Genomic DNA, 26032 nt, shown 5'->3' on the forward strand with positions numbered 1-26032 from the left:
TCGTAGATAAACTCTAGTTTAATTTGTGAGAATTATATAAAATGTTTTGAATCACTTTACAAACTTATATTATAAATATGTAGTTCTTGTATGATGATTACATCATACAGAAATAAAAAGAGTAATAGGATAAGTCTTTCGCTAAAGATTTAAAACCTATTACTCTTTTACTTTGCAGAACTGAGGTGATAAAGGTTTTGAAAGTAAAATCAGCAGTACTACTTGACAAAAGGCTAGAACAAATCTTAACAGAAATGGAGATGAATAATCAACAAGTAAAAAGGCTAAGAAAAGCAAAGAAGAAACTATTTTCAAAGGCAAATCCATCTACAAAGCAAACACTACTGGAGTACGAAGAGCTAGAAAGTATTGAAAGGACAATTGCAGTAAGAACAGTGTATATACAAGCAATAAATGATACATAAAAAAACCAAATGGCTACTTACTAGGAGAGAGAAATAATCATCAATTACTAGTAGGTAACCATTATTTTTAGTCTTAAAATATCTTTGGAATTTTACAAAGAAGAAAGTAGATGATGTTTAAATGTAAACTTTAGTATATAATTTTAATAAAGTATATGAAGTTCAAGATAAATAGAGTCATATAAAATTTGTAAAAAGTATAAAGCTAAGGAGTCTAAAATCTATGTATGCTAAGAGAGGGGTAGTAAATTAGTTTGATAATACTTGGATTAAAATGCGAATAGTTTTAATATGAAATATTAGTATATAAATACGGTTTCTGTTTAACGTGTAGTCTAGCTGATAACACTCAAATAAGTAAAATAAAAAGGAAGGTAAACTTAAAATGTTATTAAGACATTAGTATTCTAGTACTAGTGTCTTTTTTAGTGTGTGAAATAAAAGTGCAATATAAAATAGAAAAAATGTAATGTGCTGTAAAAATTAAATAAATGCGTGCTAATAAGATGGGATTGTATGCTGCCTTCTTGGAGGGTTTATGAAGTATTGAGTAAATTATATGATGTTGGAAGGGGGCAACACAAGAGGCAACAAAGATGGCAAATGGCAACACAAAACAAGTTAAATAAAAAAAGTGAGTACTTTCAAAAAACTTTGAAGTTACTCACTTTTTTTTTATACAGCTGCTAACGGGAATCGAACCCGTGACCTCTACACTACCAATGTAGTGCACTACCGACTGTGCTATAGCAGCAAGGCATATTTAATTCGTTTATAGAATAACATATTGGTGGACTCATGTCAATAAAGATTTACTTAGATTTTTAGTGAAGTAATTAAAGTGAAAAATTCTTAAATTTTGGTAAAAAAATTATATATATATAATAATTTAAATTATTTATAATATTTGTAAGGTAAGCTATGAATAAGTTAAAAGTCTAAGGATAACTTGAGGAGGGCAAAATGAAAGAAGTATATAACTATGGAAGAGTAACCATTCCAACAGATGTGGATGTTATACCACAAACAAAAGAAATGTTAGAAAAATGGGGAGCAGATGCCATTAGAGATTGTGATGGAACAGATTTTCCTCAGGAATTAAAAGATACAGGTGCTAAAATTTATTCTACATATTATACAACACGTAAAGATAATGAATGGGCCAAAGCAAATCCAGATGAAGTACAACAAATGTATTTAATGACACCTTTCTATACAGCAGAAGGCGCTCATATGGAGATTGAGCTTATGAAAGGGCTTTATCCTGATATGCTTAAACCAAATCCAAAAGATTGTAAACGTTGGTGGGAAGTTGTAGACCGAACAGAAGGTAGTATACTTGACCCAACTGTATGGGAATTTGATGAAGCATCAGGCAAAGTTATTTTTGACTGTGCTAAGGCTTTTCATGAATATACTGTAAGCTTTTTAGCTTTTATTATATGGGACCCTGTACATATGTATAATGCAGTTGTGAATGACTGGAAAGATGTAGAGCATCAAATTACATTTGATGTAAGGCAACCCAAAACACGTGAATTTACTATGAAACGCCTTCGTAAATTTATTGAAGAGCATCCATATGTAAATGTTATCCGTTATACAACTTTCTTCCATCAATTTACACTTGTATTTGATGAACTAGCAAGAGAACGCTATGTAGATTGGTATGGCTACTCTGCTTCAGTAAGCCCATATATCTTAGAACAATTTGAACAAGAAGTAGGTTATAAATTCCGTCCAGAATATATCATTGACCAAGGTTATTACAATAACCAATATCGTGTGCCAACTAAAGAGTTCAAAGATTTCCAAGCATTCCAAAGAAGAGAAGTTGCTAAACTTGCAAAAGAGATGGTCGACATTACACATGAATGTGGCAAAGAAGCCATGATGTTCCTTGGAGACCACTGGATTGGAACAGAGCCTTTTATGGATGAGTTTAAAACGATTGGACTTGATGCCGTAGTAGGAAGTGTTGGAAACGGGTCTACTTTACGTCTTATTAGTGATATAGAAGGTGTATCTTATACAGAAGGTCGTTTTTTACCTTATTTCTTCCCAGATACTTTCCATGAAGGTGGAGATCCAGTAAAAGAAGCAAAAGTAAACTGGGTAACTGCAAGACGTGCTATTTTACGTAAGCCTATTGATCGTATTGGCTACGGTGGTTACTTAAAACTTGCTTGCCAATTCCCAGATTTTATCGAATATGTAGAAAGTGTATGTAATGAATTTAGACTTCTATATGAAAATATTAAAGGGACTACACCTTACTGCATTAAAAAAGTTGCTGTTTTAAATAGTTGGGGTAAAATGCGTGCATGGGGATGTCATATGGTACATCATGCCCTTTATCAAAAACAAAACTATAGCTATGCAGGGATTATAGAAGCTTTATCAGGTGCACCTTTTGATGTAAAATTCATTAGCTTCGACGATATTAAAGAAAATCCAGATTGCTTAAAAGATATAGATGTCATTATTACAGTTGGAGATGCAGATACAGCACATACTGGCGGAGATGTTTGGGAAGACCCAGCTATTGTAACGACTATTCGCGAATTTGTTCATAATGGTCATGGTATTATTGGTATAGGAGAGCCTTCAGGGCATCAATACCAAGGACGATTCTTCCAACTTGCAAATGTATTCGGGGTAGAAGAAGAAAGAGGCTTTACACTTGGATATGATAAATATAATTGGGAAGAGCATCCAAATCACTTTATTTTAGAAGATTGTACGAAGCCAGTAGACTTTGGTGAAGGTAAGAAAAATATTTTTGCCCTTGAAGGGACAACGATTTTAAATCATAAAGAAAAAGAAGTACAAATGGCTGTTAACGAATATGGAAAAGGTCGTGCAGTTTATATTTCAGGCTTACCATATAGCTTTGAAAATAGCCGTATTTTATATCGCAGTATTTTATGGAGTGTACATGATGAAGAAAATCTTCATAAGTGGTATAGCACGAACTTTAATGTAGAAGTACATGCTTACGTTAAAAATGGTAAATACTGCGTAGTTAATAATACTTATGAACCACAAACAACGACAGTATACCGTGGAGATGGCACTTCATTTGAATTAAGCATGGATGCTAATGAAATTAAATGGTATGAAATCTAGAAGGAATTAAATGTAGAGTAAAGTAATGAGATTAAGGTATAAGACTATTAGACAAGTAAGTCTAAGTGAATGAATAGATTAAAGAATAGAAAAGGCGTACTGCAAAAATGCAGTACGCTTTTTCTTAGGTTTATTTTAGATGATTTAAGAAGCCTAGCAACATATGTAAGAGCTAAGTTTTTAATAACCTAAGCTTTCCCCTACTAAAATAATTTTAATACGTCCATCCACGCGGCTGTTACGTGTAATCACTGTATGCATGCACATGCAGTCAGGGCTTAAACAGTTACCACATACACCTGTAACACCACAAGGTGTTTTACGGTTAAGACGAATAGCATTTTGAGGAGAGGCAACATTCTTGATGCGGTCAATGCCAGCTTCTACAGTTTTAGTGACTTTGTTCATCCCTACAATCATAATGACTTCTTTTGGACCAAAAGTAAGAGCAGAGATGCGATTACCTGTTCCATCTATGTTGATTAGCTGTCCATCTAAAGTAATAGCATTACTGCTCATAAGGAAGAAGTCTGCAAAGAAGGCCTTACGGAGAGTCTCATCAATTTGTTCAGGTGCTACTTTGGCACGGTCATACAGGGTATAGGCATTAGAGGCATAAAGTGCATCGATAAGGCCTATTTCCTTAATACTTTCAGAACCGCCCCAAGCAATGCTAGAATTTTCAGGCATGAGAGAAAGTGCAAGGTCTAAAGCTTCTGCTTTGGTATTGCAGTAATAGCCTTTCATATGACGTTTTTCTAAATTTTTGATTAAGGTTGATGCTTGTAGTTTGTAAAAATCATTTTGAATACTCATTTTAATCCCTCCACTTAAGTATTTTTTTATTATACCATATTTATATATTAATGATAAATTGTAAACAGAATGTAATTTATTAAATATTGGAAAAAAGTAGAGAAAAGAGTATAATAAAAAAGTAAAAAAAATTAAAGGGGGATATTATGAAAAAAAGAGTATTACCTATTTTATTATTAGTACTTGCCATGGTCTTTACAGGATGTACAAGCACTCAACTTGAGTTTTGGAACAAAATGCAGGAAGTTCAGCAATGGGAAGCAGCAGAAGTGAAAGGTACTGTTAACATGACAATGAGCATCCAAGGTGAAACCGTTAATGTAGCTATGGACTTAGATGGTATGAGTAATACAAAAGATATGAGTAGCTCTATCAATATGTCTATGAAAATGGACATGCCATCTGACCCTACACAAAGCATTGAAATGAAAGATATTAAGATGTATATGGTAGATGGGCAAATGGCAATAAGCAAAAACTACATTACAGACATGCTTAAAGTAAGTGGTAAGGAAGTACCTGAAGAGCTTGCTCGTGAAGATGTAGAATATATTTTATTAGAAGTTAACCCACTTCAACAAGAATTACTTGCAGCACTTACACAGGATCCAGCAGCAATCAAAGAGTTTTACAAAACTTTTGCAGATGTTGCAGAGGATATGGGTATTAATGTAGAGCTTACTAAAAAAGGCAATACTTACAGTGTAGATTTAGATCAAACAGAAATTTGTAATCTTGTTAAAAATATTATTGTAACAGGAACAAATAATCTAGAAAGCTTAAATAAAACTTTCAAACTTGGTTTAACAGCAGAAGAGATTAAACAAGCTCAAGCTGAAATGAATAGTGTCCAAGCTGAGATGGATCAACTTGTTCAAATGATTAGTACTATGCTTACAGGTTCATTTAAAATGGATTATACGATTGAAGAGAATGTAGTAACTGAAAAAGTAACTTTAGTAGTAGACGAACCTACATTCACAGGCTTAAAGATGAATATGGATGTAGCAATGACTTCTAAAAAAGTAGCACCTACTACGATTACAATGCCAGAAAAAGTACTTCAATTAACAGATGCTGAATTAGCAGAATTAATTGCAGGAAAGGTGGTTATGATTGACCGTACAAGCAATATGATGACAACTGCTACAGGTGAGTTTACTCCTTGTAAAGTAGTTGTAGAGAATGGTAAAACTTTTGTACCTGCAAAAGCAGTATTAGGTGCACTTGGTCAAGAAGTTGTATATGATGCACAAACTAAAAAAGTAGGCATCAAAGCAAATGATACATTTAAAGCATTAAATGTTATCACAAAAGAGAGTACATCTTATATGAGCTTAGAAGAATTACAAACACTTGGTTATACAGTAGTGTCACAAGGTAATTACATTACAATCCAATAAAAAACAAAAGAAGGAGCTGCTATAAGTCAGCTCCTTCTTTTGTATAAATTCCTTTTTTGAATTAAACTACCTTTCCTTTATGTCTTGTTTAGCATTAAAGAAAATTGGGGTCCTTATGGTGCAATGGCACATATTAAAGTAGCTATTGTCAATGAAGATGGAGGGACTACTTTGCTTGGCGAGGAGCTTAATAGAGGGAATGAAGTGGTGGAAGCGCTTAGGCATATTAATAAATTAGGTTTGCTCTTTAAAGAACCACTAGAAGGACTTAATCATAGGTGAAAATTTTTGAAAATAGGTTTGGCTTAAAAAGTGTATATTATGTATAATAGAATATGAAAATGTCAAAATGAGACGAGGTAAACAAAAATGAAAGAGATTAGTATTTTTGACGTAATCGGGCCGAATATGATTGGGCCTTCAAGTTCTCATACAGCAGGTGCTGTACGTATTGCTTTACTTGTACGTAAGCTTATTCAAGGTGAGATTCGTGAGGTAAAGTTTATTTTATATGGTTCTTTCGCCCAAACTTACAAGGGGCATGGTACAGATAAAGCTTTAGTTGCAGGCATTCTAGGAATGGATACAGAAGACGAGCGCATTAAAGATGCGTTTACTTATGCCAAAGAGGCAGGTCTTTGTTATACTTTTGAGCCTAATACGATAAAGCATACAGATCATCCTAATACAGTTGAAGTTATTGTAGTAGATGATAAAGGTGAAACAACAAGTGTTGTAGGTGCTTCTATTGGTGGGGGTAATGTGCGTATTGATCAGATTAATGGTGTAGATGTAGAGTTTACAGGTGAGTACTGTACGATGATTATTAAACAACAGGATACACCTGGTGTTGTAGCTTATATTACAAGTTCTTTAAGTGAGTACAATATTAATATTGCTTTTATGCGTCTTTATAGAGAAGACAAAGGAGCATTTGCTTTTACTATTATTGAAACAGATGAGCATATTGATGAACGTGTTCAAGATAAAATTCGTGAACATGCATCCATCTTAAGTGTAAGAATTATCTAAGCCTAGATTAAAGGAGACGAAACATGAACTTTCAAACTGCAGAAGAATTACTCAGTCTTTGTGAAGCGCAGCACATACCTATTTCAAAGGCAATGCTTGAACGTGAGAAGACTATTTCACATATGAATGAAGAAGAAATTTTAAAGGCTATGCATCATGCCTATGATATTATGAAAAATGCTGTAAGTCGTGCACTTAATGAAGATCTTGTATCTATGGGAGGACTTATTGGTGGAGAAGCTAAAAAAGTTTATGCAAGAAAAGATAAGTCTGCATGTGGCCCTTTAGTATCCAAAGCCATAAGCTATGCTATGGGAGTACTTGAAGTAAATACTTCCATGGGGCTTATTGTGGCAGCTCCAACAGCAGGTTCATCAGGTGTTATTCCAGGCGTATTTAGAGCTATTCAAGAAGAAAATGATTTTAGTGATGAACAAATGATAGGGGCACTTTTAAATGCTGGGGCAATAGGCTACATTATTACACGTAATGCCACGGTATCAGGAGCAGAAGGTGGTTGCCAGGCTGAGGTAGGCGCGGCATCTGCAATGGCAGCATCAGCTGTATGTGAACTACTTGGTGGTACTCCAAGACAGTGCCTAGACGCTGCTTCTACAGCACTTGCTAATATCTTAGGATTAGTGTGTGACCCAGTAGGAGGGCTTGTAGAAGCACCATGTCAAAATAGAAATGCTATGGGAGCTTCTAATGCGCTTATTAGTGCAGAAATTACTTTAGCAGGCATTAAGCATCTTGTACCATTTGATGAAACGGTAGAGGCCATGTATAAAGTAGGGCGCAGTATGCCATTTGAACTTAGAGAGACAGCACTTGGAGGCTTGGCTGCAACAAAGTCAGCTTGTCAAAGATGTCAAGGAATTTTTTAACAATAAATTTTAAAAATTGCAATCAATATATTTGAATAATTGAATATACTATAGTATAGTGTAGATATAAGACAGAGAAGAAAGCGAGGACGACAACATGTTAGATATTGCTATTATTGGAAGTGGCCCAGCCGGTCTTTCAGCAGCTATCAATGGGGTAATCCGTAATAAAAAGGTTAAAATTTTTGGGAATGATATTTCAACAAGTTATTTATATAAAGCTGAGAGAGTCGATAACTATCTTGGTATGTTTGGCGTAACAGGAAGAGAGATGATGGAAAGTTTCTACAGCCATGCCAAAGAGATGAACGTAGAAATTGAAAACAAAAAAGTATTAGAGATCTTCCCGATGGGAGATTTTTACATGCTTAATGTAGAAAATGAATTTATTGAAGCTAAGACTGTAATTCTTGCAAATGGTATTACAAAAGCGAATACACTTCCAGGAGAAGAAGTATTGCTAGGTAGAGGTGTAAGCTATTGTGCAACTTGTGATGGACCTCTTTACAGAGAAAAAACAGTAGCACTTATTGGAGATAGTAAACACGCAGAAGAAGATGTAAATTATTTAAGTGAAATCTGTGAGAAAGTATACTACATTCCACTTTATAAAGACTTTGGTACTTTTGGAGAAAATGTAGCCATTCTTGCAGATAGACCAAAATCTATTGCTGGTGAGAACTTCGTAGAGAAGCTTGTTTTAAAAGACAGTGAGCTTGAAGTAAGTGGTGTATTCATTATTAAAGAGAGTATTCCAACAACGCAGCTTCTTAAGGGATTAGAGTTTGAAGATAAAGCCATTAAAGTTAATAATTTTATGGAAACAAATATGCCAGGTGTTTATGCAGCAGGGGACTGTACAGGTAGACCTTATCAAGCAGCTAAGGCAGTAGGCCAAGGGACAACAGCAGCACTTCAAGCGGTAAGTTACCTTCATGCAAAAGAAAAAGAAGCCTAATAGAGGATTTTAAAGCACAAGAGAGATCTTGTGCTTTTTTGATGAAAAAATAATGCCTTATAAAGTTCTAAACGTACACCTTTGTCCATAAAAATAAATTATGAGGAGGAGGGCGCGTTCATGTATTTATTTTTGATTGCATTATGTATCATGGCTATTATTGTACTAATGATCAATATAGGGGTTGTGAGTAAAAAGGATGTTCCTTTAATGAAATGGGTTTGTATAATACTTTTTGCTTTTTCAATACTTAGATATTTAACGCTTATTGTTTATGGCAATCATCCTACCCTTAGCCAGCTAGAAGTACTGAAACCTTTTTATTTCGCAACAAGTATAGGCCTTACTATTCCTATGGCATCTTCTGTATGGTTTATTAGCCCCTATTTAAGAGAAAAATTGACTTATCTTAAATACCTGCTGTGTTTTATACCTTGGATCATATTTTATTTAGTTTTAATTATAACCGTGCCAGCTCAGATTCAGCCGGGACAGAATATGGGATATACGTTAGAATTAACAGGCCAATTCCTAATGTATTTGAGTATTGCACAAGGGAGCTTTGTTGCTATTATGATCATTCTTTGTGCTATTGGTTTCTTTAAATATAAGAATGAGTATTTAAGAAGTGCTTATATGCTTATTATTGGAGCTTGCATTTTGCTTACCATAGATGGATTAGGGTATTTCATTTCTCTACTTAATTTGATTCCACCTTTTACAGTAACGGAAATCTGTGGCTTTTTTAGTATTTTGTATGCATTCTCACTTAAGCCAATTAAGGCTATGAAGTATAAATAAATTGTACATACAAAAAGAGGCTACCTAGGTAGCCTCTTTCTTACATTAAAGTTTCGTATTTTGGAATGACGCAGATACCACAAGCATCTGGACCAGTATTAACACCGATTGTTACACCGATAAAGAAGTATTCATCTGGAATATAAGCAGGAATAGCATCTTTAGCAGCTTGAAGAATGTTGCTAGCATCTTCTATATTATCAGCATGTCCTACAATATAATTATAGTTTTCAGGAGATGCCCCGACGTACTCGCGTGCTGCGTCAATAATCTTAGCAATAGCTTTTTTCTTGCCACGTACTTTAGCAAGAGGGAAAAGTTGACCTTTTTCAAGATAAAGGATTGGCTTTACATTAAGCATTGTACCAAGAAGTGCAGAAGCTTTACCGATACGTCCACCATGTTCTAAGTAATCTAATGTATCTACAAAGAAAAAGATTCTTGCTTTTTCAATGAGTTTATCTGTAAGAGATAGAATTTGATCAAATTCTAGACCGTCTGCAATCATGCGTCCGATTTCTGTTACGAGAAGACCTTGTCCACCTGTGGCATTTAATGAATTAATAATAGCAATTTGAGCATTAGGATAATTTTCTAAAATAAGTTCTTTGGCATTAACAGCTGAGCTATAAGAACCGCTGAAGTGCCCGGATAAACAAACACAAATAATGGATTTTCCTGCCTCAATAAGTGGTGTGAAAACTTCAAGGTAATCATTAATGGATGGAAGAGAAGTCTTTGGGAAAACTTTATCTTCACGCATTTTCTTGTAGAAGTCTTGAATAGATATTTCAGTAATTTCTTTAAAGTAATCGACCTGATTAAAAGATACATAAAAAGGAATACGTGTGATATTAAATTCCTTAATAACGGATTCATTTAGATCGCTTGCTGTATCTGTCAGTAACATAATTTCGTTCACTTTAGTTCACCTCCTCATAAATAGTCTTAGCTTACATTATAGAAGAAGAATAAAGACTTTGCAAGGTACTTTAATCATTAGGATAAGCAATACATGCATATATTAATTATAGTTACGTAGAAAAGGGGGAAAAGAGGTGTTATCTCCTAGTTTAGAACAGTATTTAATTCACATCTATGAACTAAGTGAGCAAAATATTGAGATTAAAAGTAGTGAATTAACCGTTGCTGTAAATATGCCATTGAAAAAAACAATTCAAGCACTTCAACGTATGCACTTTCAAAAATATATTGTTTATCTTGCTTACCAGCCTATTACTATAACAGACAAGGGTAAGGAAATGGCTAGATATTTATTATCTCGTAATGCACTTATTGAGGAATTTTTAGATATTCTTCAAATTACAGAGCATAGGGAAGAAGAAAAAGAGGCCATGAAGCAATACCTTTCTCAGGAATCATTAGAGGCGATCGATCATTTTGTATGCTTTGTCAAGCAATATCCAGAAATTATAGCAAGATATAAAGTTTATAGCAAACGTAAGATGCGTACTAAAATTTTAGAGCCGTTATCAGAAGAAAAATAGATCCTAGTATGCACATAGAGCTGTGGTTTGTAAAGGACTGCAGCTCGCTGATAACATGTTTCCTAAAAGTAAACAGATGTTTTCAAAACCTCTACATAATTAAAGGTTAAAATAGTGCACAGGCGTGCACTATTTTTTGATTAAATAATACCTTATATAAAAAAATATGCTATAATGTAACATCTAGGTAAGAGAATTTAAATTTTAAAATTTGGTAATAATTTATGTATTAAAGGTAAAAGGTAAACAAACATGGAACAGAACAAACATACGGGCACACATATTTTAAAGGGTGCCATGATTTTATCTATTGCAGTATTTATCAGTAAAATTATAGGGATTTTATACCGTATTCCTTTAACAGATGCAATCGGGGATGCTGGAAACGGTATTTTTGCACCTGCTTATCAGGTTTATATGGTTATGCTAACCTTGTCATCTGTTGCGTTACCTACGGCTATTTCAAAAATGGTATCGGAGCGTGTAGCTATAGGTGCTTATGAAGACGCACAGCGTGTTTATAAGATTGCTATGCGTTATTCGATTATTGTAGGGGCGATTTTATCTATTGTATTATGGGTAGGAGCAGATGTTATTGCAACTACTTTCTTTAATATGAAAGAAGCAGCTTGGCCAATGCGTGCCCTAGTACCAGCTATTTTTATCGTAGCTATTATGGCAGTTATGCGTGGTTACTTCCAAGGGATGAATTCTATGACACCCACGGCTATTTCACAGGTGGTGGAGCAATTTGTTCATGCTATAGTCAGCGTAGGTTTAGCCTATTTACTGATTAGCACAAGTCTTGAAGCAGCAGTTGTAGGGGCTTCCTTTGGTACATCAGTAGGTGCGCTATTTGCATTAGGTGTACTTGTATTGGTCTATTATATGATGAGGCCAAGTATTAAGAAGCGTTTACGTAAGAGTAAGACTACAACAGATGAGTCTAGCGGAGAAATCTTAAAGAAAATTCTTGTGATGAGTATTCCAATTATGATTAGCTCCTCTATTTTCTCTATCATGGGGATGATAGACTATACTATGATTTATCAAATTCTTCCTAACACCATAGAGAAGATTAGTCAGATGGGGCTGTTAGATACCTTACCTATATCAGATCCTAGTGTCTTATTAGACCAGGCTAGTATTGTAAATAGTTTAGGAGGGCAATTCTCAACAAAGTACACAAGTCTTTTAAATCTGCCAGTAAGTTTAATTCTTACATTAGGTATGGCTGTTATCCCAGCTATTTCAGCTTCTATGGCAAGGCAGGACTTTAAGGATGTAAGACGTAAGACGAAGATGGTCCTTAAAATCGGTATGCTGTTTGCTGCCCCAGCCACTATTGGGCTTATGATTTTTGGTAAACAAATTGTAGGGATGCTTTATGCTTCAGCGCCAGATGGAGGAGAGTTGCTTACTTATGGTGCAATCAGTGTTATCTTTATTACCATAGCACAGCTTACAACAGGGGTACTACAAGGTATGGGCAAACAAGCTGTACCTACTGCTCACGCCGCTGTTGCATGCGGTGTGAAAGTTATTTTTAATATTATCTTATTATCTATGCCAAGTATGCACATCTATGGTGTGGTGCATAGTACAACTATCTGCTATTTCATTTATGCGGCACTCAATGTGATTTATTTAATGCGTACCATGCATATACATTTAAATGTTAAACAAATTATTATTAAGCCTGTTTTGGTAGCAGGAGTAATGGGTGTTGTAAGTTATCTTCTTTATGCACTGCTTTATAAGTTCATTGGTCATGCAAGTGTATGTCTCCTTATTGTTATTCCAATTGCAGCAGGTGTATATGGGTTATTGGGACTTCTTACACATACAATTACAATCAAAGATTTAGAGCATATTCCAGGTGGACGTAAGATTATAGGGCTTTTATCAAGAGATTGATTTGTGAAAGTGTATAATAATTTAAAAAATGGAAATAATCTAGACAAATCCTATGAAAGTATTAAAGGAGGCGTCTAGGTGTTTACTAAAAAGCAATTTATAACGTTACTAGGTATAGCGGTTGTTATTTTTCTTATATTCTTCACAGCATTTTATACAGTATCTTATAGAAAAGGATTAGAAGAATCCATTGTTAATCCCAATGCACTCATTGAAACCTTTGAAGGGATATCCGATATAGATGAAGTATTAGGAGAAGTGGAAGAGGATAGTGTGATTACGCCAGATACGCGTATTACACTGAAAGTACTGGATCAAAATGACCTTATTGTAGAGCAACAGGAAATTAGTAGTATGAGCCTACTTGGCAAAAACTCAGAAGAGCTTTTAAATTTATTCAAAGGTTACGAGCTTGAGCACTTTACAGATAAGGAAGTTATTTTGACTAAGACCATGTATGTAGTCAGTGAAGCACCTTCTTATAAATTAGGTGTGGAAGGTGATGAAATTGGTATTGTAGTAGGTGGCAGTAACCCATCTTTTATTTCCTTAAATCTGTATACCAAGGATTTTAGTAGCCATACAGTAGAGATACTCAAAGAAAAAGCTATTAGCTTAACCATTGAGCAGAAGAATAGGCTAGAAAAAGATGCCTATTATATAGAAGAAATTCTTCAAAATTATAATGAGTAAGGTCCCAGATTCAGTTTGGGACCTGTTTTTGTACTTGCCAATGAAAAGAATTCTTCATACAATAAAGTGAAAGAAAGGATGAAGTATATGAGGGATATAGCCATTATTGGTGGTGGAGCTTCTGGTCTTGTAGCTGCCATTACAGCTGCTAGATTAGGAAGCAATGTAACCATTTTTGAAAGACAAAACCGTATAGGAAAGAAAATCCTTGTAACAGGTAATGGACGTTGTAATATGACCAATTTAAATATAAAACCAGAGTATTTCCATACATCTAGTCAGAAAGGATGCTTTGCACCTCTAGCAAAGAAGGACGTGGAAACTGTATTAGCGTTCTTTAATGAACTAGGTATTGAAAGACTTGTAGAAAAAACAAAAGTTTACCCTGCTTCTGAGCAGGCAAGCAGTATATTAGATGTTATGCGTATGGAAATTGAACGACTAGGTATAACAGTAAAAGTAGATACTAAAGTTATAGGTCTTAAATACAAAGAGAACAAATGGCAAGTTGAAACGGAGACAGGGGAAACAGAAGTGTTTGACCGTGTTATTGTATCAACAGGTGGGATGGCAGCACCGGCTCTTGGTTGTGACCACAGTGGTTATAATTTATTAAAAAAACTAGGGCATAGTGAGATAGAGACTTTCCCAACTATTGTGCATATTGTATCACCTACTAAATACTGCAAGATGATGAAAGGGATGCGCTTTAAAGCAGAAGTGAGTATTTTTGTGGAAAATGAGTTAAAACGCATTGAAAGAGGCGAGGTTCTCTTTACAGAAGATGGCCTTTCAGGACCACCGATTTTCCTTCTGAGCCGAGTAGCAAGCGAGAGTTTCAAAGACCGTAAGGCATGCAAGATTCATTTTGACTTAATGCCAGATTGGACAAAAGAAGACTTAGTAGCTAAAATTTATGAGCGTCTTGCCAATGGTAGTAGTAAAAGTATAGAAGATCTTTTTGTAGGCTGGCTTAATAAACGTGCTATTATGGCGGTGATTAAGGAAGCTAATATTGGAAGTCCTGTAGCACCTTGTGAGAACTTAGACTATGAAATGATAGAAAGACTTGCTGAGTGTATGAAGTGTATTGTGTTTAAAGTTGAAGGTACAAGAGGCTTTAAGTTTGCACAGTCTACAGCAGGGGGTATTTGTATCGATGAAATAGACCTTGAGACAATGGCATCTAAAAAAGCACCAAACCTATATGTAACAGGAGAAGTTTTAGATGTAGATGGAGATTGTGGTGGCTATAACTTGCAGTGGGCCTGGTCAACAGGGCTTATTGCAGGCGAAGCAGCGGCGACAGTTTAAATACAACAAGTAAAGGAGAAACACCATGATTCGTGTTCAAGATATAGCACTTACCTTAGAAGAAGAGGAGAGTGCACTTCAAGGCAAGATTGCAAAGAAATTGCATATCCAGCCAAAAGATATTAAAAGTTATCGCATTTTTAAGAAAGCTATTGATGCCCGTAAGAAAAATGCTATTAAAATTGTTTATACAGTAGATATAGAAACAACAAAAGAGGCCCAGATTCTGCGTAAACATCCAGATTTTAAAACGCCAGATTTAACGTATTACTACCCTGAAATGGGTACAAAAGAGATGAAGCATCGCCCGGTTGTTGTAGGAAGTGGACCATGCGGTATGTTTGCAGCACTTATCTTAGCACAAATGGGTTATAAGCCAATTGTGTTAGAGCGCGGTAAAGATGTAGATGAGCGTGTTAAAGATATGGAAGCTTTCTGGAAGGATGGGGTGTTTAAGTCAGCTTCAAATGTACAGTTTGGTGAAGGGGGAGCAGGTACCTTCTCCGATGGAAAGCTAACGACACAGATTAAAAATGTACGTTGCCATAAAGTGCTTCAAGAATTTGCACGCTTTGGTGCACCAGAAGAAATCTGTTATAAAAATAAACCTCATATTGGAACAGATATTTTAAGAAGCGTAGTAAAAAATATTCGACATGAAATCGAGCGCTTAGGTGGTACTTATAGATTTGAAAGTCAACTTACAGGTTTTAAAGTAGAAGAGAATGAACTAAAGCAAATTGAAGTTAATCATGAGGAATGGATCGATGCAGATGTATGTATTCTAGCTTTGGGTCATAGTGCAAGAGATACGTTTAAACTTCTTCATGAGACTGGGCTTACTATGATTCAGAAGCCATTTGCTATGGGCATGCGTATAGAGCATCTACAAGAATGGATTAATGAATCTCAATATGGCGTGGCACATCATGATAAATTAGGTGCAGCAGAGTATAAGCTTGTTCACCATGCAAGTAATGGTCGTGCTGTTTATACATTCTGTATGTGCCCTGGAGGCTATGTTGTAGCTTCTGCTTCGGAAGATGGTGGGGTTGTAACAAATGGTATGAGTGAATATGCGCGTGATGCAGAAAATGCTAATAGTGCCCTTCTTGTGAATATTGGGCCAGCTGACTTTGGCAGTGATGACCCTCTTGCAGGTGTAGAGCTTCAAAGAAAACTTGAAAAGTTAGCTTATGAATTAGGAGGAAGGACTTATAAAGCACCGCTCCAGACAGTTGGTGATTTCTTAAGAGGAGAAACAACTACGAAGCTTGGCGCTGTTAAACCAACCTATGAACCAGGTGTAGTATTTAGCAATATGCGTAAGGAGCTTCCAAACTTTATGAGTGAAGCCATTGTAGAGGCATTAGGCATATTTGGTAAAAAGATTAAAAACTTTGACCATGAAGATGCTCTTCTTACAGGATTTGAAACAAGAAGTTCATCACCAGTTCGTATGCCTAGAAATGAAAATTATGAAGGAAGTATTAAAGGACTTTATCCAGCAGGAGAGGGTGCAGGTTATGCAGGGGGTATTACTTCAGCTGGTGTAGATGGTATTGAAGTAGCAGAAGCCATTATTAAAGTATATAAAAACTTTAACTAAGTACTAAAAGGGGGAGATTGACCATGTATAAAGCGGATTATCATATGCATACAGCTTTATCTATAGATTGTAACGCGAGTATAGAGAGTCAGATAGAGTCAGCTATTAAGAAAGGGTTTAGTGAGATTGCTATTACAGACCATTTTGAGTATGATTTTATACAGGATAAATGGGCACTTACTTTAGACTTACCCTCTTATATAGATACTATTAGGACTTATCAAGAAAAGTATAAAGAACGCATCTGTATTAAACGAGGTGTAGAGGTGGGCTTTGAAACACGTTATAAACAGGAGATAGAAGCCCTTCTTAAAGATAAAAATTTTGATTTTATTATTTGCTCGACACATAAATGTGACATGCAGGAATTGGCTCTTGGAGGATTTTTCATAGATAAAGAGCAAAAAGAAGCTTATACAACATACTTTGATCATGTCCTAGATACCCTTAGAAACTTTGATAACTTTGATGTGTATGGCCACTTAGACTATGTGAACCGTTATGGTAAATATACTGTCAAAGTCTTAACACCTATGGATTATAGGGAACAGATAGATGAAATCTTACAAATCCTTATTAGCAAAGGAAAAGGGCTAGAAGTTAATACTTCAGGTATACGTTATGGACTTGGTCACTTTAATCCTCAAATTCCAGTTTTAAGACGCTACTTAGAACTTGGTGGGGAAATCATTACTATTGGATCAGATAGTCATTGTAATGAACATGTAGGCTTCCTATGGGAGGAAGCTGCACGTATGCTTAAAAATATTGGATTTAAATATTATGCAACGTTTGAAAAGCGCAAACCTATTTTAAAGTTATTATAAAAGGACTTGCATAGAAAAGGTGAACGTTTTATTAAAAGTAGTAAAATATGTTTGAGTTTATTTTGTGTATTTGATATAATTCAGTTATGAATAGACATATATGAGGTGGACGAGGATGCAAAACGATATTGGTCGTGTATTATTATCAGAAGCAGAAATAGTAGCTAAAGTAAAAGAATTAGGTGATAAACTCACTGAAGAGTATAGAGGTAAGGAATTATTAGTAGTAGGTATATTAAAAGGATCTAATGTTTTTATGAGTGATTTAATTAGACAGATTAATATTCCACTTAAAATTGATTTTATGATGGTATCCAGCTATGGTAATGCTACAGAGTCTACAGGTGTTGTTAAAATTATTAAAGATATTGAACAAAGCATTAGTGGTAAACACTTATTAATTGTAGAAGATATTATTGATAGTGGTTTAACATTAAAATATTTAACAGAGATGCTTGAAACAAGAAAACCAGCAAGTATTAAACTTTGTACTTTATTAGACAAACCAGCAAGACGTAAAGAAAATGTGGATGTAGATTATGTAGGATTTGAAATGCCAGATGAATTCTTAGTAGGCTATGGTATTGATTATGCGGAGTACTATCGTAACTTACCTTACATTGGAGTACTTAAGCCAGAAGTATATGAAAAATAAATAAGAGATAAGATAAGGGAATGGAACGAATGAATTTTGTATCCATTCCTTTTATTTTTGTATCATATAAAAATTCTTTTAATAATAATTATTAATTGACTAAGTTTATTTAGAGGAGTATAATAAATTTATAACAAAGTGAAACGCACAAGGAGGAATTTAGGTATGAAAGTTATTGTAATTGGATGTACACATGCTGGTACAGCAGCTATTGTAAATACGAAATCACTCTATAAGGATGCAGAGGTAACGGTTTATGAAAAGAATGATAATATTTCATTCTTATCATGTGGAATTGCTTTACATGTAGCGGATGTAGTAAAAGATCCTAAAGGACTTTTCTATAATTCTCCAGAAGGTTTAAAAGAGCTTGGTGTTGTAACTAAAATGGAACATGAAGTTACACAAGTGGATATAAAGAATAAATGTGTAGAAGTTAAAGATTTAAATACAGGAGAAGTATTTAAAGATACTTATGATAAATTAATTATTACATTAGGTTCATGGCCTATTGTACCACCATTTGAAGGTATTGAACTTGAAAACATTGTACTTTCTAAAAACTACAACCATTCACAAGCTATTATTGAAAAAGCTAAACAAGCTAAAAATATTGTTGTAATTGGTGCTGGTTACATTGGAGTAGAACTGGCAGAAGCATTTGAGATGCTCGGCAAAAACACAACACTTGTTGATGCAGAAGAACGTATTATGAACAAATACTTAGATGCACCATTCACAGCAAAAGCAGAAGAAGCTTTTAAAGAACATGGTGTAAACATTGCAACAGGTGAAAAAGTAGTACGCTTTGAAGGAACAGAAGGTAAAGTAAGTAAAGTTATAACAGACAAAAATACTTATGAAGCTGACCTTGTAGTACTTTGTATCGGATTTAAACCAAATACAAGTCTTGTGCAAGGACAATTAGATATGTTACCAAATGGTGCAATCATTATTGATGAATATATGAGAACAAGTGAGCCTGATGTATTTGCAGCTGGAGACTGCTGTGTTGTAACTTATAATCCAGCAGGGGATACACGTTATATTCCACTTGCAACAAATGCAGTGCGTATGGGTATGCTTGTTGCAAGAAACTTAGTAGAACCACAACTTAAATATATGGGTACACAAGGTACATCAGGTATTAAAATTTATGATTACAACATTGCTTCAACAGGTATGACAGAAGAAGTTGCAAAATCAACAACAAACTATGATGTAGCATCTATTGTGTTCACAGATAACTATAGACCAGAATTCATGCCAACTTATGAAGAAGCTATGGTTAAACTTGTATATGATAAAAAATCACACCGTATTTTAGGTGGACAAATTTTATCTAAACATGATTTGACACAATTTATGAATACTTTATCAGTAGTTATTCAAAATAATATGACAATAGAAGAACTTGCAATGACAGATTTCTTCTTCCAACCACACTTTAATAAACCTTGGAGTTTATTAAACTTAGTAGCTATTAAAGCAATGGAACAATAAAATAATAAAGTAATAAAAGGAGAGGGGCTGTTGCTTATGCGACAGCCCCTTTAAACTCATCCTATTAACAAATTTCTCTAATTTGAGTGATTTGATCAGTATTAATAATCACGATTTTACCTGAACCAACTACCATAGCACGTACGCATCTTCCTTGCACATCTAAAATACATACAGTGCCACATTTAGAGCCGATAGCGATACGAACTTTTTTGCCAATCATGCAGCGTAACATTTGTTCAAAACTATTGCCACAGCATGGAGAGGAGCAAGATTTACAGCAATGACTCCTACTATGCCCACGCCTATCTGAACATGGCATAAATACATTTTCACAATCACGGCAGCAATCATCACAATCACAGCATCTATCGCAGTCACAATCACAACAGCAATCAGAGCAAGGTCTTCTTATAGGTCTACAAGGTGTAAATAGATTTTCTTCTTCACAGCAGCAATTATGGCGTGGACGAGGACGTCTGCGTTCACATTCACAGCAATGGCAACAGCGATCTTCTAGAAAATCATTAACGTCATTTAAGCATTCTATAATTTTTGGTCTACAGTTACCCATCCTAAAGGCCTCCTTAACAACTACATTCCTCAATGAAATCAATATGATCTAGGTTAAAGATTCTAATGTTACCAGAGCGAACATCGATGACTTTGACATAGCAAGGTGTAATATCACAGATCAGAACGTTAAAGCAGTGGCACCCTGTATGAATAATAGCTTTATGGCCGACTAAATTGCATAAATGATCAGAATAACAACATGACATAAGCATTCCTCCTATAAGCAAAGTAGGGAATTTTTTATTCTATTTCTACAAATTCCCTAATGTAGTCTATGATACAAAGAGACATAATGTGACATATTAATTGTTTAATTTATTCCAAAATATGAAACTGATGTTAGGATATTTCTGCAAGTTTTGTGATTTTAACTTATGGTATAATCTGTATAGAGCTTAAAGGGCATAGAGGAGATAAAAAGATGTGTTCATAATTTTTTAAAATAACCCTTTTGGTATAACACTTGAAAACTTATAGGAAAGTATGCTATTGTTATAATTATATCTCTTTAGAAAATAGGGAGTAGTAAAAAGGTAAGAAGTAATGTATAATGTATGTGTTAAAAAAGTGTATCCAGTACAGTGGAAGATAAATAGTAAACATACGCTAAAAGAAGAAAAGGAGAGTTATTGATTATGACATTATTTAAACAATGGGACAATTATGGTGAAGATGCAAAAGCTCGTTCAACAGAAGAATACAAAAAAGTTGTTGAAAGATACCTTACTATGGAAAGAAACGTATACAGTGAGCTTCTTTCAAACGTTAATGAAGTAGTAGAAGGAACAGTTGCTGAACTTGCAACACGTTTTGCTATGACAGAAGTAGAATTCGTAGGATTTGTAGATGGAATTAACGAAAGTCTTAAAGCTGGTGCATATGATTTAGATACATTAACATCAGAATCAGTAGTAAAATTAGACTTCGATCTTAAAAAATTATACTGGAACATGTTAGATGCTCAAGCTGATTGGCTTTACAACTTACCACAATGGGATGAGCTTCTTTCAAAAGAAGAACGTCAAGCTATTAAAAACGACTACAAAAAATCAAAAACAGTTGTTATTGGTAAAAAAATCGGTCGTAACGACGCATGTCCATGTGGAAGCGGCAAAAAATACAAACAATGTTGTATAAACAAATAATAACTGCTCATTGAGCAGTTATTTTTTTAAACAAAGTTCGTAAAAGGGGTGAATCAAATGGAAATCATATGGTCTTATGTACTTATTGCAATTATTACGCTTGTACTTATTACAATCAGAATGCTCAATAACAAGATTGTAAACGACTTTCTGAAAGAGCATGAAACAGCAGAAAAATATGTTATCTTCAAAAAAGACTTTTTCTTTACAGTAGCAAAAATTTGTGTAGTCTGCACAATTCTTATTAATGGACTTACGCTTTATGGGCATCAGAGAATGAATACACAAAGTATTGTACTGACAGTTCTCATTGTTGGTATGTGTCTTATAAGCTGTATGAGTTTTGTAGCAGTAGACGAAAATAAAGCTTTTAATATAGCTGGTTATTTAGTTGAAGAAGATGCCATCAAAGATATCCAAATTAAAGAACATAAAAATAGATTAAGTTGTAAGGTTTTGTTCAAAGAAGAAATAAATGGGTATCAAGGTATGGAATTTTGTATTTTTGGTCAAAAAAGAGAAGCATTTATTAATAAAGTTGAACAATAATTCACGAAATAGGTCATATAAGTGGCCTATTTTTTTTATAAAAAATACACTTTCTTTTTTTTTAGATAGTGGTAAAATAGATGGAGTAATCTTAAATGAACCATAGTTCATAAAAATCTATGACGAGAAGAGACAGTTAGGAGATGAGAGGCATGGAGGAGATTATTAAAGAAATTGTGAAGATTGATTCAAACGCAATGGAAAATAAGAAGCAGCAAGAAAATAGGATCAATGAACGCAAGGCATATTATGAAGCTCAAATTGCTGCCTATGAAAAAGAGCGAATAGAAGATGCAAAGGAAAAAGCAGAAAAGGCCTATCAAGATATTATTGCAGCAGCTAATGAGCAGTATAAATTTGAGGAAGAAAGAGCCAAAAAACAAGTGCTTCTTATCGAAAATAAGTATCTGCAGGTAGAAGGCCCTTTATTAGACACTGTATTTAAACAATTATTTACAATGGAGGCGTAGTATGAATGCTTATGCTTCTTATAATGCCATCAATAGTAAACTACATACCAGGAAAAAAACTTTATTAACAAGAGAAGACTGGAATAAAGTATTAAATTATACAACAGTTGCTCAGTTTACAGAATTTCTTAAGAAACGTTATGGCTATAGCGTACATCTTGAACAAAGCAAAATTGAAGATGTACATAGAGGTGAATTAGAAGTTATTTTAAAACGTTATGTAGTTTATGAAATTGAAAAGATGATTCATTACTTTTCAGGGCCTTACAAAGATTTTATTAAGACTCTCCTGTTGCAATATGATATTTATGACCTGCAGCTTATTTTAAGAGCTATTGCAAGAGAAGAAAATATTAATGATCTTCAAAGACACTTCGTTCATTCAAGCCATAATACAAAAGTAGCTTATGATAAACTTATTGCAAGCGGTAGTGTAGCACAGTTTGTAGAAGGACTTAAAGGAACTGTTTTTTATGAAGATTTAAAGACTATGACGCAAGAAGATGTGATGAAAAGAGAGTTTCATATGGAAATGAAGCTTCACATTCTTTATTACAAGCTGTTGATGAAAAAGGCTAAAAAACTTACACCATCTGATTATGAAGTTGTAAAGAAAATCATAGGACTTAAAATAGATTGTCTTAATATCCAATGGATTTATCGTGCAACGAAATACTATGATATTTCAAGAGAAGAGATTATGGTGTATAGCTTACCTGGTGGAAATATTTCTTATAATAGTCTTAAAAAGCTTGTATATGCTAAGTCTTTTAACGAATTTGAGAGGAAAGTAGAAAAGTACTTAGGTGCTGATGTTTTTAACAGACAAGGGGATACTCTTTTAGAGAAATGTATGGATACTATTATTTATAAATCCATTCATAAAGTGAATGAAGAGAATTCTATCGCTTTACCACTTCGATACATCTTTGTACTTCAAATAGAGATAGAGGACTTAATTGCAGTAACAGAAGGGATTAGATATGGACTTGATCAAGATGAGATAAAGAAGTATCTAGTCTATACACTTTGATGAGGGGAGGAGTAGCAGATGGCTATTGAAAAAATGGTCTTGCTTAATCTAGTGGGGTCGCTAGATGATGAGCATGCAATATTAGAAGAATTAGTATTAAGCGAAAATATCCATTTGAATTTAGAGCACAACGATGTTTATGATAACCATTATATGGTACATCAATATGAATCGATGATGCCACAGGATGCTTTTCCTATTATTGAAAACTATGCCCAAATGGAAGCTGAGTACCATGGGATGTTAGAGGCTGTAGAGGCTATAGGAAAAGGAATGGGTATTACACCTAAAATTGATAAAGTCAATGTAGGAAGAAAATATCTTTTGAAGGAAGCTAAGGAAGATTTACTTCAGTTGAAAAGTGAAATCGGTGAGCCTATTACAAGGATTAATGAAAATAAAGAATTGATTAATAAGCTTACTGTTTTTAGGAAGAAAGCTGCTTGTATTAAATCACAATGGTGCAATTTTAAGGATTTATATGAATTAAACTATTTTGATTTTCAAATAGGGATGCTTTCTTATGATAACAAAATTCAAATTAAGAAAAACTATGAAAATATTAGTGCTATTGTACTTAAAGTAGGAGATATACCTGACTCAAGAGAGGATATTTACCTCATTGTTTACCCTAAACAGTTTAAAGATGAGACAAAGAGATTGTTGAAATCTCTGAACTGGGTAGATTTAGGCATTCCAGATGACTTAATTGACATGCCAGGTAACCTCGTAGCAGCAACAGATGATAAGATTGATAAAATACATAAAGAGGTAGCTGAACTAGAAAAAATAGTACTTACAAATTTAGAAAAGAAAACCTTTATACTGAACAAGATTTATACACGTGTAAAGCTTGAACAGAAAATACTTAGCATTAAAGAGGAGATTGTGCATGGCAATAATCTGTTTGTACTGAATGCATGGGTAGCTAAAAAAGACAGAAGGCGCATAGAGGAAAAAATAGGAGATATTACAGATAAATTTGTTGTTATTGTAAAAGATGCTAGTGAATTAGATAAGAAGATTATTCCACCTACGCAGCTTAAGAATAATTGTATCTTTAAGCCTTTTGAAACTATTGTAAAACTCTATGGACTTCCTTCTTATTATGAGATTGATCCAACCCCATTTTTAGGCATTACTTTCATGCTTATGTTTGGAATTATGTTTGGCGATATTGGGCAGGGACTGGTGTACTTCTTAGCAGGGGTAATGCTGTATAAGAAAAGTGAAGTGGCCGGTGGTGTACTAACAAGACTTGGTCTTAGCTCTATAGTCTTTGGATTTGTTTATGGAAGTTTATTTGGGCTTGAACATGAGCAGCTCCCTTGGTTACCACATATTGTAGGAAGCCCACTATCAACTGTTAATATTATGCCTGTGCTTATTGCAGGGGTTGTATTTGGGATAGCTGTTTTATCTGTTTCTTATATCATAGGGATTATTAATGCCCTAAGACGTGGTGATATAGAGGCAGGCGTATTTGGTAAAAACGGTATTGCCGGCTATATATTCTTTATGGGCTTTGTAGGTACACTTGTATCTTTAGTTCAAATTATACAGGTACCAATCTGGGTACCACTTGGTATTATGGTCCTTATGTTAGGTGTCATGATTTTAAGAGAGCCTTTAACCAATATGGTGACAGGCAACAGACCTTATATTCATGGAGAAGTATCTTCTTACTTTATTGAAAGTGCCTTTGAAGGTGTAGAAACTATTTTAGGAGCTTTAAGTAATGGGATTTCTTTCATTCGTGTAGGGGCCTTTGCACTGAACCATGCTGGACTTTTTATGGCCTTTTTAGTTATGTCTGAGATGACAGATAGTCTTTTATTAAAAATAATTATTTTATTACTCGGTAACATTTTAATTTTAACGCTAGAAGGCTTAGTTGTATTTATTCAAGGGCTAAGACTTCAGTATTATGAAATGTTTAGCAAATACTTTAGTGGGGATGGCCATGCCTATGCCCCAATCAAAATTGAACAATAAAGGAGATATTCAAAATGGAAATGATGATGGTAGTTTTAGCAGCAATTATTGCAGTAGGTACAGTATTTTATGGAGTACGTATGATGAAAGAGAAGAGACAAGGAAATGTTAAAAAAGCTGTCTTTACTTCTGTATCTATTTTTGGTCTTGCAGTAGTAGGGATGTTTGCCTTTATGTTATTACCAAGCCCACTTTTTGCAGCAGAAGCAACAGGTACTGCAGCAGCTTCAGTAACTTCAATTGGTGATGGATTTAAATATATTGCAGCAGCTCTTAGTACAGGTCTTGCTACAATGGGTACAGGTAAAGCTGTAGGTGCTGTAGGTTCATCTGCTATTGGTGCTGTATCAGAAGATGCTTCTATTTTAGGTAAAACACTTATTTTCGTAGGTATGGCTGAAGGTATTGCAATCTACGGTATGATTATTTCTATCTTAATTCTTTTTGTATAAGACAGAAAAGAGCTGGTAGTATGAAGTCCTTTTTAATCAGTGATAACCGTGATACCTGGGTAGGCATGCGCCTAGCAGGTATTAACGGCATCATTATTCATGAAAAAGATGAGCTTTTAGAAGCGCTAAATGCAGCAAGAAAAGATGAAGAAATCGGTCTTATTATTATGACTGAGAAAATTGTAGATTTAGCAAAAGATGAAATCATGGAATTTAAGTTAAAAGTAGCAAGGCCTCTTATTATCGAGATTCCAGATAGACATGGAACGATGCGCAGTGAAAATGCCATTACGAATTATATAAGAGAATCAGTCGGCATTCGTATATGAGGTGAA

27 protein-coding genes and 1 tRNA gene are annotated in these 26032 nt (G+C 34.4%); 23 read left to right on the top strand and 5 right to left on the bottom strand.

The genetic code is table 11. The features are described from left to right. The first annotated feature begins 197 nt into the window (after positions 1 to 197). Positions 198 to 425 carry a hypothetical protein gene (locus H8718_RS01325; RefSeq protein WP_249331244.1) on the top strand — a complete coding sequence of 76 codons (228 nt, stop codon included), beginning with the start codon at positions 198 to 200 and terminating at the stop codon, positions 423 to 425. Between the two features lie 681 nt (positions 426 to 1106). Here the strand turns inward: H8718_RS01325 and H8718_RS01330 are convergent. After that, positions 1107 to 1179: transfer RNA gene (locus tag H8718_RS01330), tRNA-Thr, on the bottom strand. A 209-nt stretch (positions 1180 to 1388) separates the two neighbouring features. Here H8718_RS01330 and gnpA point away from each other — a divergent pair. After that, entirely contained in the window at positions 1389 to 3554 is a 2166-nt protein-coding gene (gene gnpA, locus H8718_RS01335) for a 1,3-beta-galactosyl-N-acetylhexosamine phosphorylase (protein WP_249331245.1), read from the top strand. Between the two features lie 180 nt (positions 3555 to 3734). On the opposite strand, the gene H8718_RS01340 is transcribed toward gnpA, so the two are convergent. Then, positions 3735 to 4370 carry a lactate utilization protein gene (locus H8718_RS01340; RefSeq protein WP_249331246.1) on the bottom strand — a complete coding sequence of 212 codons (636 nt, stop codon included), beginning with the start codon at positions 4368 to 4370 and terminating at the stop codon, positions 3735 to 3737. A gap of 146 nt (positions 4371 to 4516) precedes the next feature. On the opposite strand from H8718_RS01340, the gene H8718_RS01345 reads away from it, so the two are divergent. The 6 genes from H8718_RS01345 to H8718_RS01370 all read left to right on the top strand — a co-directional run bounded on the left by H8718_RS01345 (position 4517) and on the right by H8718_RS01370 (position 9451). Next, the gene (locus H8718_RS01345) at positions 4517 to 5773 is read left to right on the top strand and encodes a copper amine oxidase N-terminal domain-containing protein (RefSeq protein ID WP_249331247.1); all 1257 of its coding nucleotides are present in this window, start codon (positions 4517 to 4519) and stop codon (positions 5771 to 5773) included. Positions 5774 to 5896: 123 nt separating this feature from the next. Beyond that, the gene (locus tag H8718_RS01350; RefSeq protein WP_177669191.1) at positions 5897 to 6055 is read left to right on the top strand and encodes a YhgE/Pip domain-containing protein; all 159 of its coding nucleotides are present in this window, start codon (positions 5897 to 5899) and stop codon (positions 6053 to 6055) included. Positions 6056 to 6142: 87 nt separating this feature from the next. Further along, positions 6143 to 6805, top strand: coding sequence for an L-serine ammonia-lyase, iron-sulfur-dependent subunit beta (sdaAB, locus tag H8718_RS01355; RefSeq protein WP_177669193.1), 663 nt, complete (start codon positions 6143 to 6145; stop codon positions 6803 to 6805). 23 nt (positions 6806 to 6828) lie between these two features. Beyond that, positions 6829 to 7692 (top strand): L-serine ammonia-lyase, iron-sulfur-dependent, subunit alpha, encoded by an 864-nt coding sequence (gene sdaAA / locus H8718_RS01360; protein ID WP_249331248.1) that lies wholly within the window; start codon positions 6829 to 6831, stop codon positions 7690 to 7692. Between the two features lie 97 nt (positions 7693 to 7789). Then, on the top strand, positions 7790 to 8650 hold the full coding sequence (locus H8718_RS01365) for an NAD(P)/FAD-dependent oxidoreductase (RefSeq protein ID WP_249331249.1): 861 nt from the start codon (positions 7790 to 7792) through the stop codon (positions 8648 to 8650). A 120-nt stretch (positions 8651 to 8770) separates the two neighbouring features. Continuing rightward, complete coding sequence (locus H8718_RS01370; RefSeq protein ID WP_249331250.1) at positions 8771 to 9451, top strand: hypothetical protein; 681 nt, start codon at positions 8771 to 8773, stop codon at positions 9449 to 9451. A 40-nt stretch (positions 9452 to 9491) separates the two neighbouring features. On the opposite strand, the gene H8718_RS01375 is transcribed toward H8718_RS01370, so the two are convergent. Further along, positions 9492 to 10373: a DegV family protein gene (locus H8718_RS01375; RefSeq protein ID WP_177669201.1), complete on the bottom strand. Its 882-nt coding sequence runs from the start codon at positions 10371 to 10373 to the stop codon at positions 9492 to 9494. Between the two features lie 136 nt (positions 10374 to 10509). Here H8718_RS01375 and H8718_RS01380 point away from each other — a divergent pair, with 136 nt between their 5' ends. The 8 genes from H8718_RS01380 to H8718_RS01415 all read left to right on the top strand — a co-directional run bounded on the left by H8718_RS01380 (position 10510) and on the right by H8718_RS01415 (position 19477). Continuing rightward, entirely contained in the window at positions 10510 to 10959 is a 450-nt protein-coding gene (locus tag H8718_RS01380) for a metal-dependent transcriptional regulator (RefSeq protein WP_177669203.1), read from the top strand. A gap of 252 nt (positions 10960 to 11211) precedes the next feature. Further along, positions 11212 to 12876 (top strand): putative polysaccharide biosynthesis protein, encoded by a 1665-nt coding sequence (locus tag H8718_RS01385; RefSeq protein ID WP_249331251.1) that lies wholly within the window; start codon positions 11212 to 11214, stop codon positions 12874 to 12876. A gap of 78 nt (positions 12877 to 12954) precedes the next feature. Beyond that, entirely contained in the window at positions 12955 to 13569 is a 615-nt protein-coding gene (locus H8718_RS01390; protein WP_249331252.1) for a hypothetical protein, read from the top strand. A gap of 87 nt (positions 13570 to 13656) precedes the next feature. Then, the gene (locus H8718_RS01395) at positions 13657 to 14883 is read left to right on the top strand and encodes a BaiN/RdsA family NAD(P)/FAD-dependent oxidoreductase (protein ID WP_177669209.1); all 1227 of its coding nucleotides are present in this window, start codon (positions 13657 to 13659) and stop codon (positions 14881 to 14883) included. 25 nt (positions 14884 to 14908) lie between these two features. Continuing rightward, positions 14909 to 16492: an NAD(P)/FAD-dependent oxidoreductase gene (locus H8718_RS01400; RefSeq protein ID WP_177669211.1), complete on the top strand. Its 1584-nt coding sequence runs from the start codon at positions 14909 to 14911 to the stop codon at positions 16490 to 16492. 23 nt (positions 16493 to 16515) lie between these two features. After that, positions 16516 to 17319 carry a histidinol-phosphatase HisJ family protein gene (locus H8718_RS01405; RefSeq protein WP_249331253.1) on the top strand — a complete coding sequence of 268 codons (804 nt, stop codon included), beginning with the start codon at positions 16516 to 16518 and terminating at the stop codon, positions 17317 to 17319. A gap of 115 nt (positions 17320 to 17434) precedes the next feature. Further along, the gene (gene hpt, locus H8718_RS01410; protein WP_177669215.1) at positions 17435 to 17974 is read left to right on the top strand and encodes a hypoxanthine phosphoribosyltransferase; all 540 of its coding nucleotides are present in this window, start codon (positions 17435 to 17437) and stop codon (positions 17972 to 17974) included. A 165-nt stretch (positions 17975 to 18139) separates the two neighbouring features. Further along, positions 18140 to 19477 (top strand): FAD-dependent oxidoreductase, encoded by a 1338-nt coding sequence (locus H8718_RS01415; RefSeq protein WP_249331254.1) that lies wholly within the window; start codon positions 18140 to 18142, stop codon positions 19475 to 19477. Positions 19478 to 19541: 64 nt separating this feature from the next. Here the strand turns inward: H8718_RS01415 and H8718_RS01420 are convergent, their stop codons facing one another. Together H8718_RS01420 and H8718_RS01425 are read right to left on the bottom strand one after the other, a co-directional pair. Beyond that, positions 19542 to 20051, bottom strand: a complete 510-nt coding sequence (locus H8718_RS01420) for a hypothetical protein (RefSeq protein ID WP_249331255.1) — start codon at positions 20049 to 20051, stop codon at positions 19542 to 19544. 13 nt (positions 20052 to 20064) lie between these two features. Next, positions 20065 to 20259 (bottom strand): hypothetical protein, encoded by a 195-nt coding sequence (locus tag H8718_RS01425; RefSeq protein ID WP_249331256.1) that lies wholly within the window; start codon positions 20257 to 20259, stop codon positions 20065 to 20067. Between the two features lie 429 nt (positions 20260 to 20688). Here H8718_RS01425 and H8718_RS01430 point away from each other — a divergent pair, with 429 nt between their 5' ends. The 7 genes from H8718_RS01430 (at position 20689) to H8718_RS01460 (ending at position 26026) form a co-directional block, all read left to right on the top strand. After that, positions 20689 to 21198 (top strand): SEC-C metal-binding domain-containing protein, encoded by a 510-nt coding sequence (locus tag H8718_RS01430; protein ID WP_177669222.1) that lies wholly within the window; start codon positions 20689 to 20691, stop codon positions 21196 to 21198. Between the two features lie 57 nt (positions 21199 to 21255). Further along, a complete protein-coding gene (locus H8718_RS01435; protein ID WP_249331257.1) occupies positions 21256 to 21747 on the top strand; it encodes a hypothetical protein in 492 nt (163 codons plus the stop codon). A gap of 152 nt (positions 21748 to 21899) precedes the next feature. Continuing rightward, the gene (locus tag H8718_RS01440; RefSeq protein ID WP_177669226.1) at positions 21900 to 22217 is read left to right on the top strand and encodes a hypothetical protein; all 318 of its coding nucleotides are present in this window, start codon (positions 21900 to 21902) and stop codon (positions 22215 to 22217) included. 1 nt (position 22218) lies between these two features. Then, entirely contained in the window at positions 22219 to 23250 is a 1032-nt protein-coding gene (locus H8718_RS01445) for a V-type ATPase subunit (RefSeq protein ID WP_177669228.1), read from the top strand. 18 nt (positions 23251 to 23268) lie between these two features. After that, on the top strand, positions 23269 to 25245 hold the full coding sequence (locus tag H8718_RS01450; RefSeq protein ID WP_249331258.1) for a V-type ATP synthase subunit I: 1977 nt from the start codon (positions 23269 to 23271) through the stop codon (positions 25243 to 25245). Between the two features lie 14 nt (positions 25246 to 25259). Next, the gene (locus H8718_RS01455; RefSeq protein ID WP_177669231.1) at positions 25260 to 25697 is read left to right on the top strand and encodes an ATP synthase subunit C; all 438 of its coding nucleotides are present in this window, start codon (positions 25260 to 25262) and stop codon (positions 25695 to 25697) included. 20 nt (positions 25698 to 25717) lie between these two features. After that, entirely contained in the window at positions 25718 to 26026 is a 309-nt protein-coding gene (locus tag H8718_RS01460; RefSeq protein WP_249331259.1) for a V-type ATP synthase subunit F, read from the top strand. The last annotated feature ends 6 nt before the right edge of the window (positions 26027 to 26032 follow it).

The sequence above is a fragment of the Zhenhengia yiwuensis genome (genome assembly GCF_014384995.1).
Taxonomy (GTDB): domain Bacteria; phylum Bacillota; class Clostridia; order Lachnospirales; family Cellulosilyticaceae; genus Zhenhengia; species Zhenhengia yiwuensis.

Bases quoted from the DNA above. Each gene is read 5' to 3' on its own strand.
- gnpA (WP_249331245.1), top strand. From the start codon at position 1,389: ATGAAAGAAGTATATAACTATGGAAGAGTAACCATTCCAACAGATGTG.
- H8718_RS01340 (WP_249331246.1), bottom strand. From the start codon at position 4,370: ATGAGTATTCAAAATGATTTTTACAAACTACAAGCATCAACCTTAATC.
- H8718_RS01345 (WP_249331247.1), top strand. From the start codon at position 4,517: ATGAAAAAAAGAGTATTACCTATTTTATTATTAGTACTTGCCATGGTC.
- H8718_RS01350 (WP_177669191.1), top strand. From the start codon at position 5,897: ATGGCACATATTAAAGTAGCTATTGTCAATGAAGATGGAGGGACTACT.
- sdaAB (WP_177669193.1), top strand. From the start codon at position 6,143: ATGAAAGAGATTAGTATTTTTGACGTAATCGGGCCGAATATGATTGGG.
- sdaAA (WP_249331248.1), top strand. From the start codon at position 6,829: ATGAACTTTCAAACTGCAGAAGAATTACTCAGTCTTTGTGAAGCGCAG.
- H8718_RS01365 (WP_249331249.1), top strand. From the start codon at position 7,790: ATGTTAGATATTGCTATTATTGGAAGTGGCCCAGCCGGTCTTTCAGCA.
- H8718_RS01370 (WP_249331250.1), top strand. From the start codon at position 8,771: ATGTATTTATTTTTGATTGCATTATGTATCATGGCTATTATTGTACTA.
- H8718_RS01385 (WP_249331251.1), top strand. From the start codon at position 11,212: ATGGAACAGAACAAACATACGGGCACACATATTTTAAAGGGTGCCATG.
- H8718_RS01395 (WP_177669209.1), top strand. From the start codon at position 13,657: ATGAGGGATATAGCCATTATTGGTGGTGGAGCTTCTGGTCTTGTAGCT.
- H8718_RS01400 (WP_177669211.1), top strand. From the start codon at position 14,909: ATGATTCGTGTTCAAGATATAGCACTTACCTTAGAAGAAGAGGAGAGT.
- H8718_RS01405 (WP_249331253.1), top strand. From the start codon at position 16,516: ATGTATAAAGCGGATTATCATATGCATACAGCTTTATCTATAGATTGT.
- hpt (WP_177669215.1), top strand. From the start codon at position 17,435: ATGCAAAACGATATTGGTCGTGTATTATTATCAGAAGCAGAAATAGTA.
- H8718_RS01415 (WP_249331254.1), top strand. From the start codon at position 18,140: ATGAAAGTTATTGTAATTGGATGTACACATGCTGGTACAGCAGCTATT.
- H8718_RS01420 (WP_249331255.1), bottom strand. From the start codon at position 20,051: ATGGGTAACTGTAGACCAAAAATTATAGAATGCTTAAATGACGTTAAT.
- H8718_RS01425 (WP_249331256.1), bottom strand. From the start codon at position 20,259: ATGTCATGTTGTTATTCTGATCATTTATGCAATTTAGTCGGCCATAAA.
- H8718_RS01430 (WP_177669222.1), top strand. From the start codon at position 20,689: ATGACATTATTTAAACAATGGGACAATTATGGTGAAGATGCAAAAGCT.
- H8718_RS01435 (WP_249331257.1), top strand. From the start codon at position 21,256: ATGGAAATCATATGGTCTTATGTACTTATTGCAATTATTACGCTTGTA.
- H8718_RS01440 (WP_177669226.1), top strand. From the start codon at position 21,900: ATGGAGGAGATTATTAAAGAAATTGTGAAGATTGATTCAAACGCAATG.
- H8718_RS01445 (WP_177669228.1), top strand. From the start codon at position 22,219: ATGAATGCTTATGCTTCTTATAATGCCATCAATAGTAAACTACATACC.
- H8718_RS01450 (WP_249331258.1), top strand. From the start codon at position 23,269: ATGGCTATTGAAAAAATGGTCTTGCTTAATCTAGTGGGGTCGCTAGAT.
- H8718_RS01455 (WP_177669231.1), top strand. From the start codon at position 25,260: ATGGAAATGATGATGGTAGTTTTAGCAGCAATTATTGCAGTAGGTACA.
- H8718_RS01460 (WP_249331259.1), top strand. From the start codon at position 25,718: ATGAAGTCCTTTTTAATCAGTGATAACCGTGATACCTGGGTAGGCATG.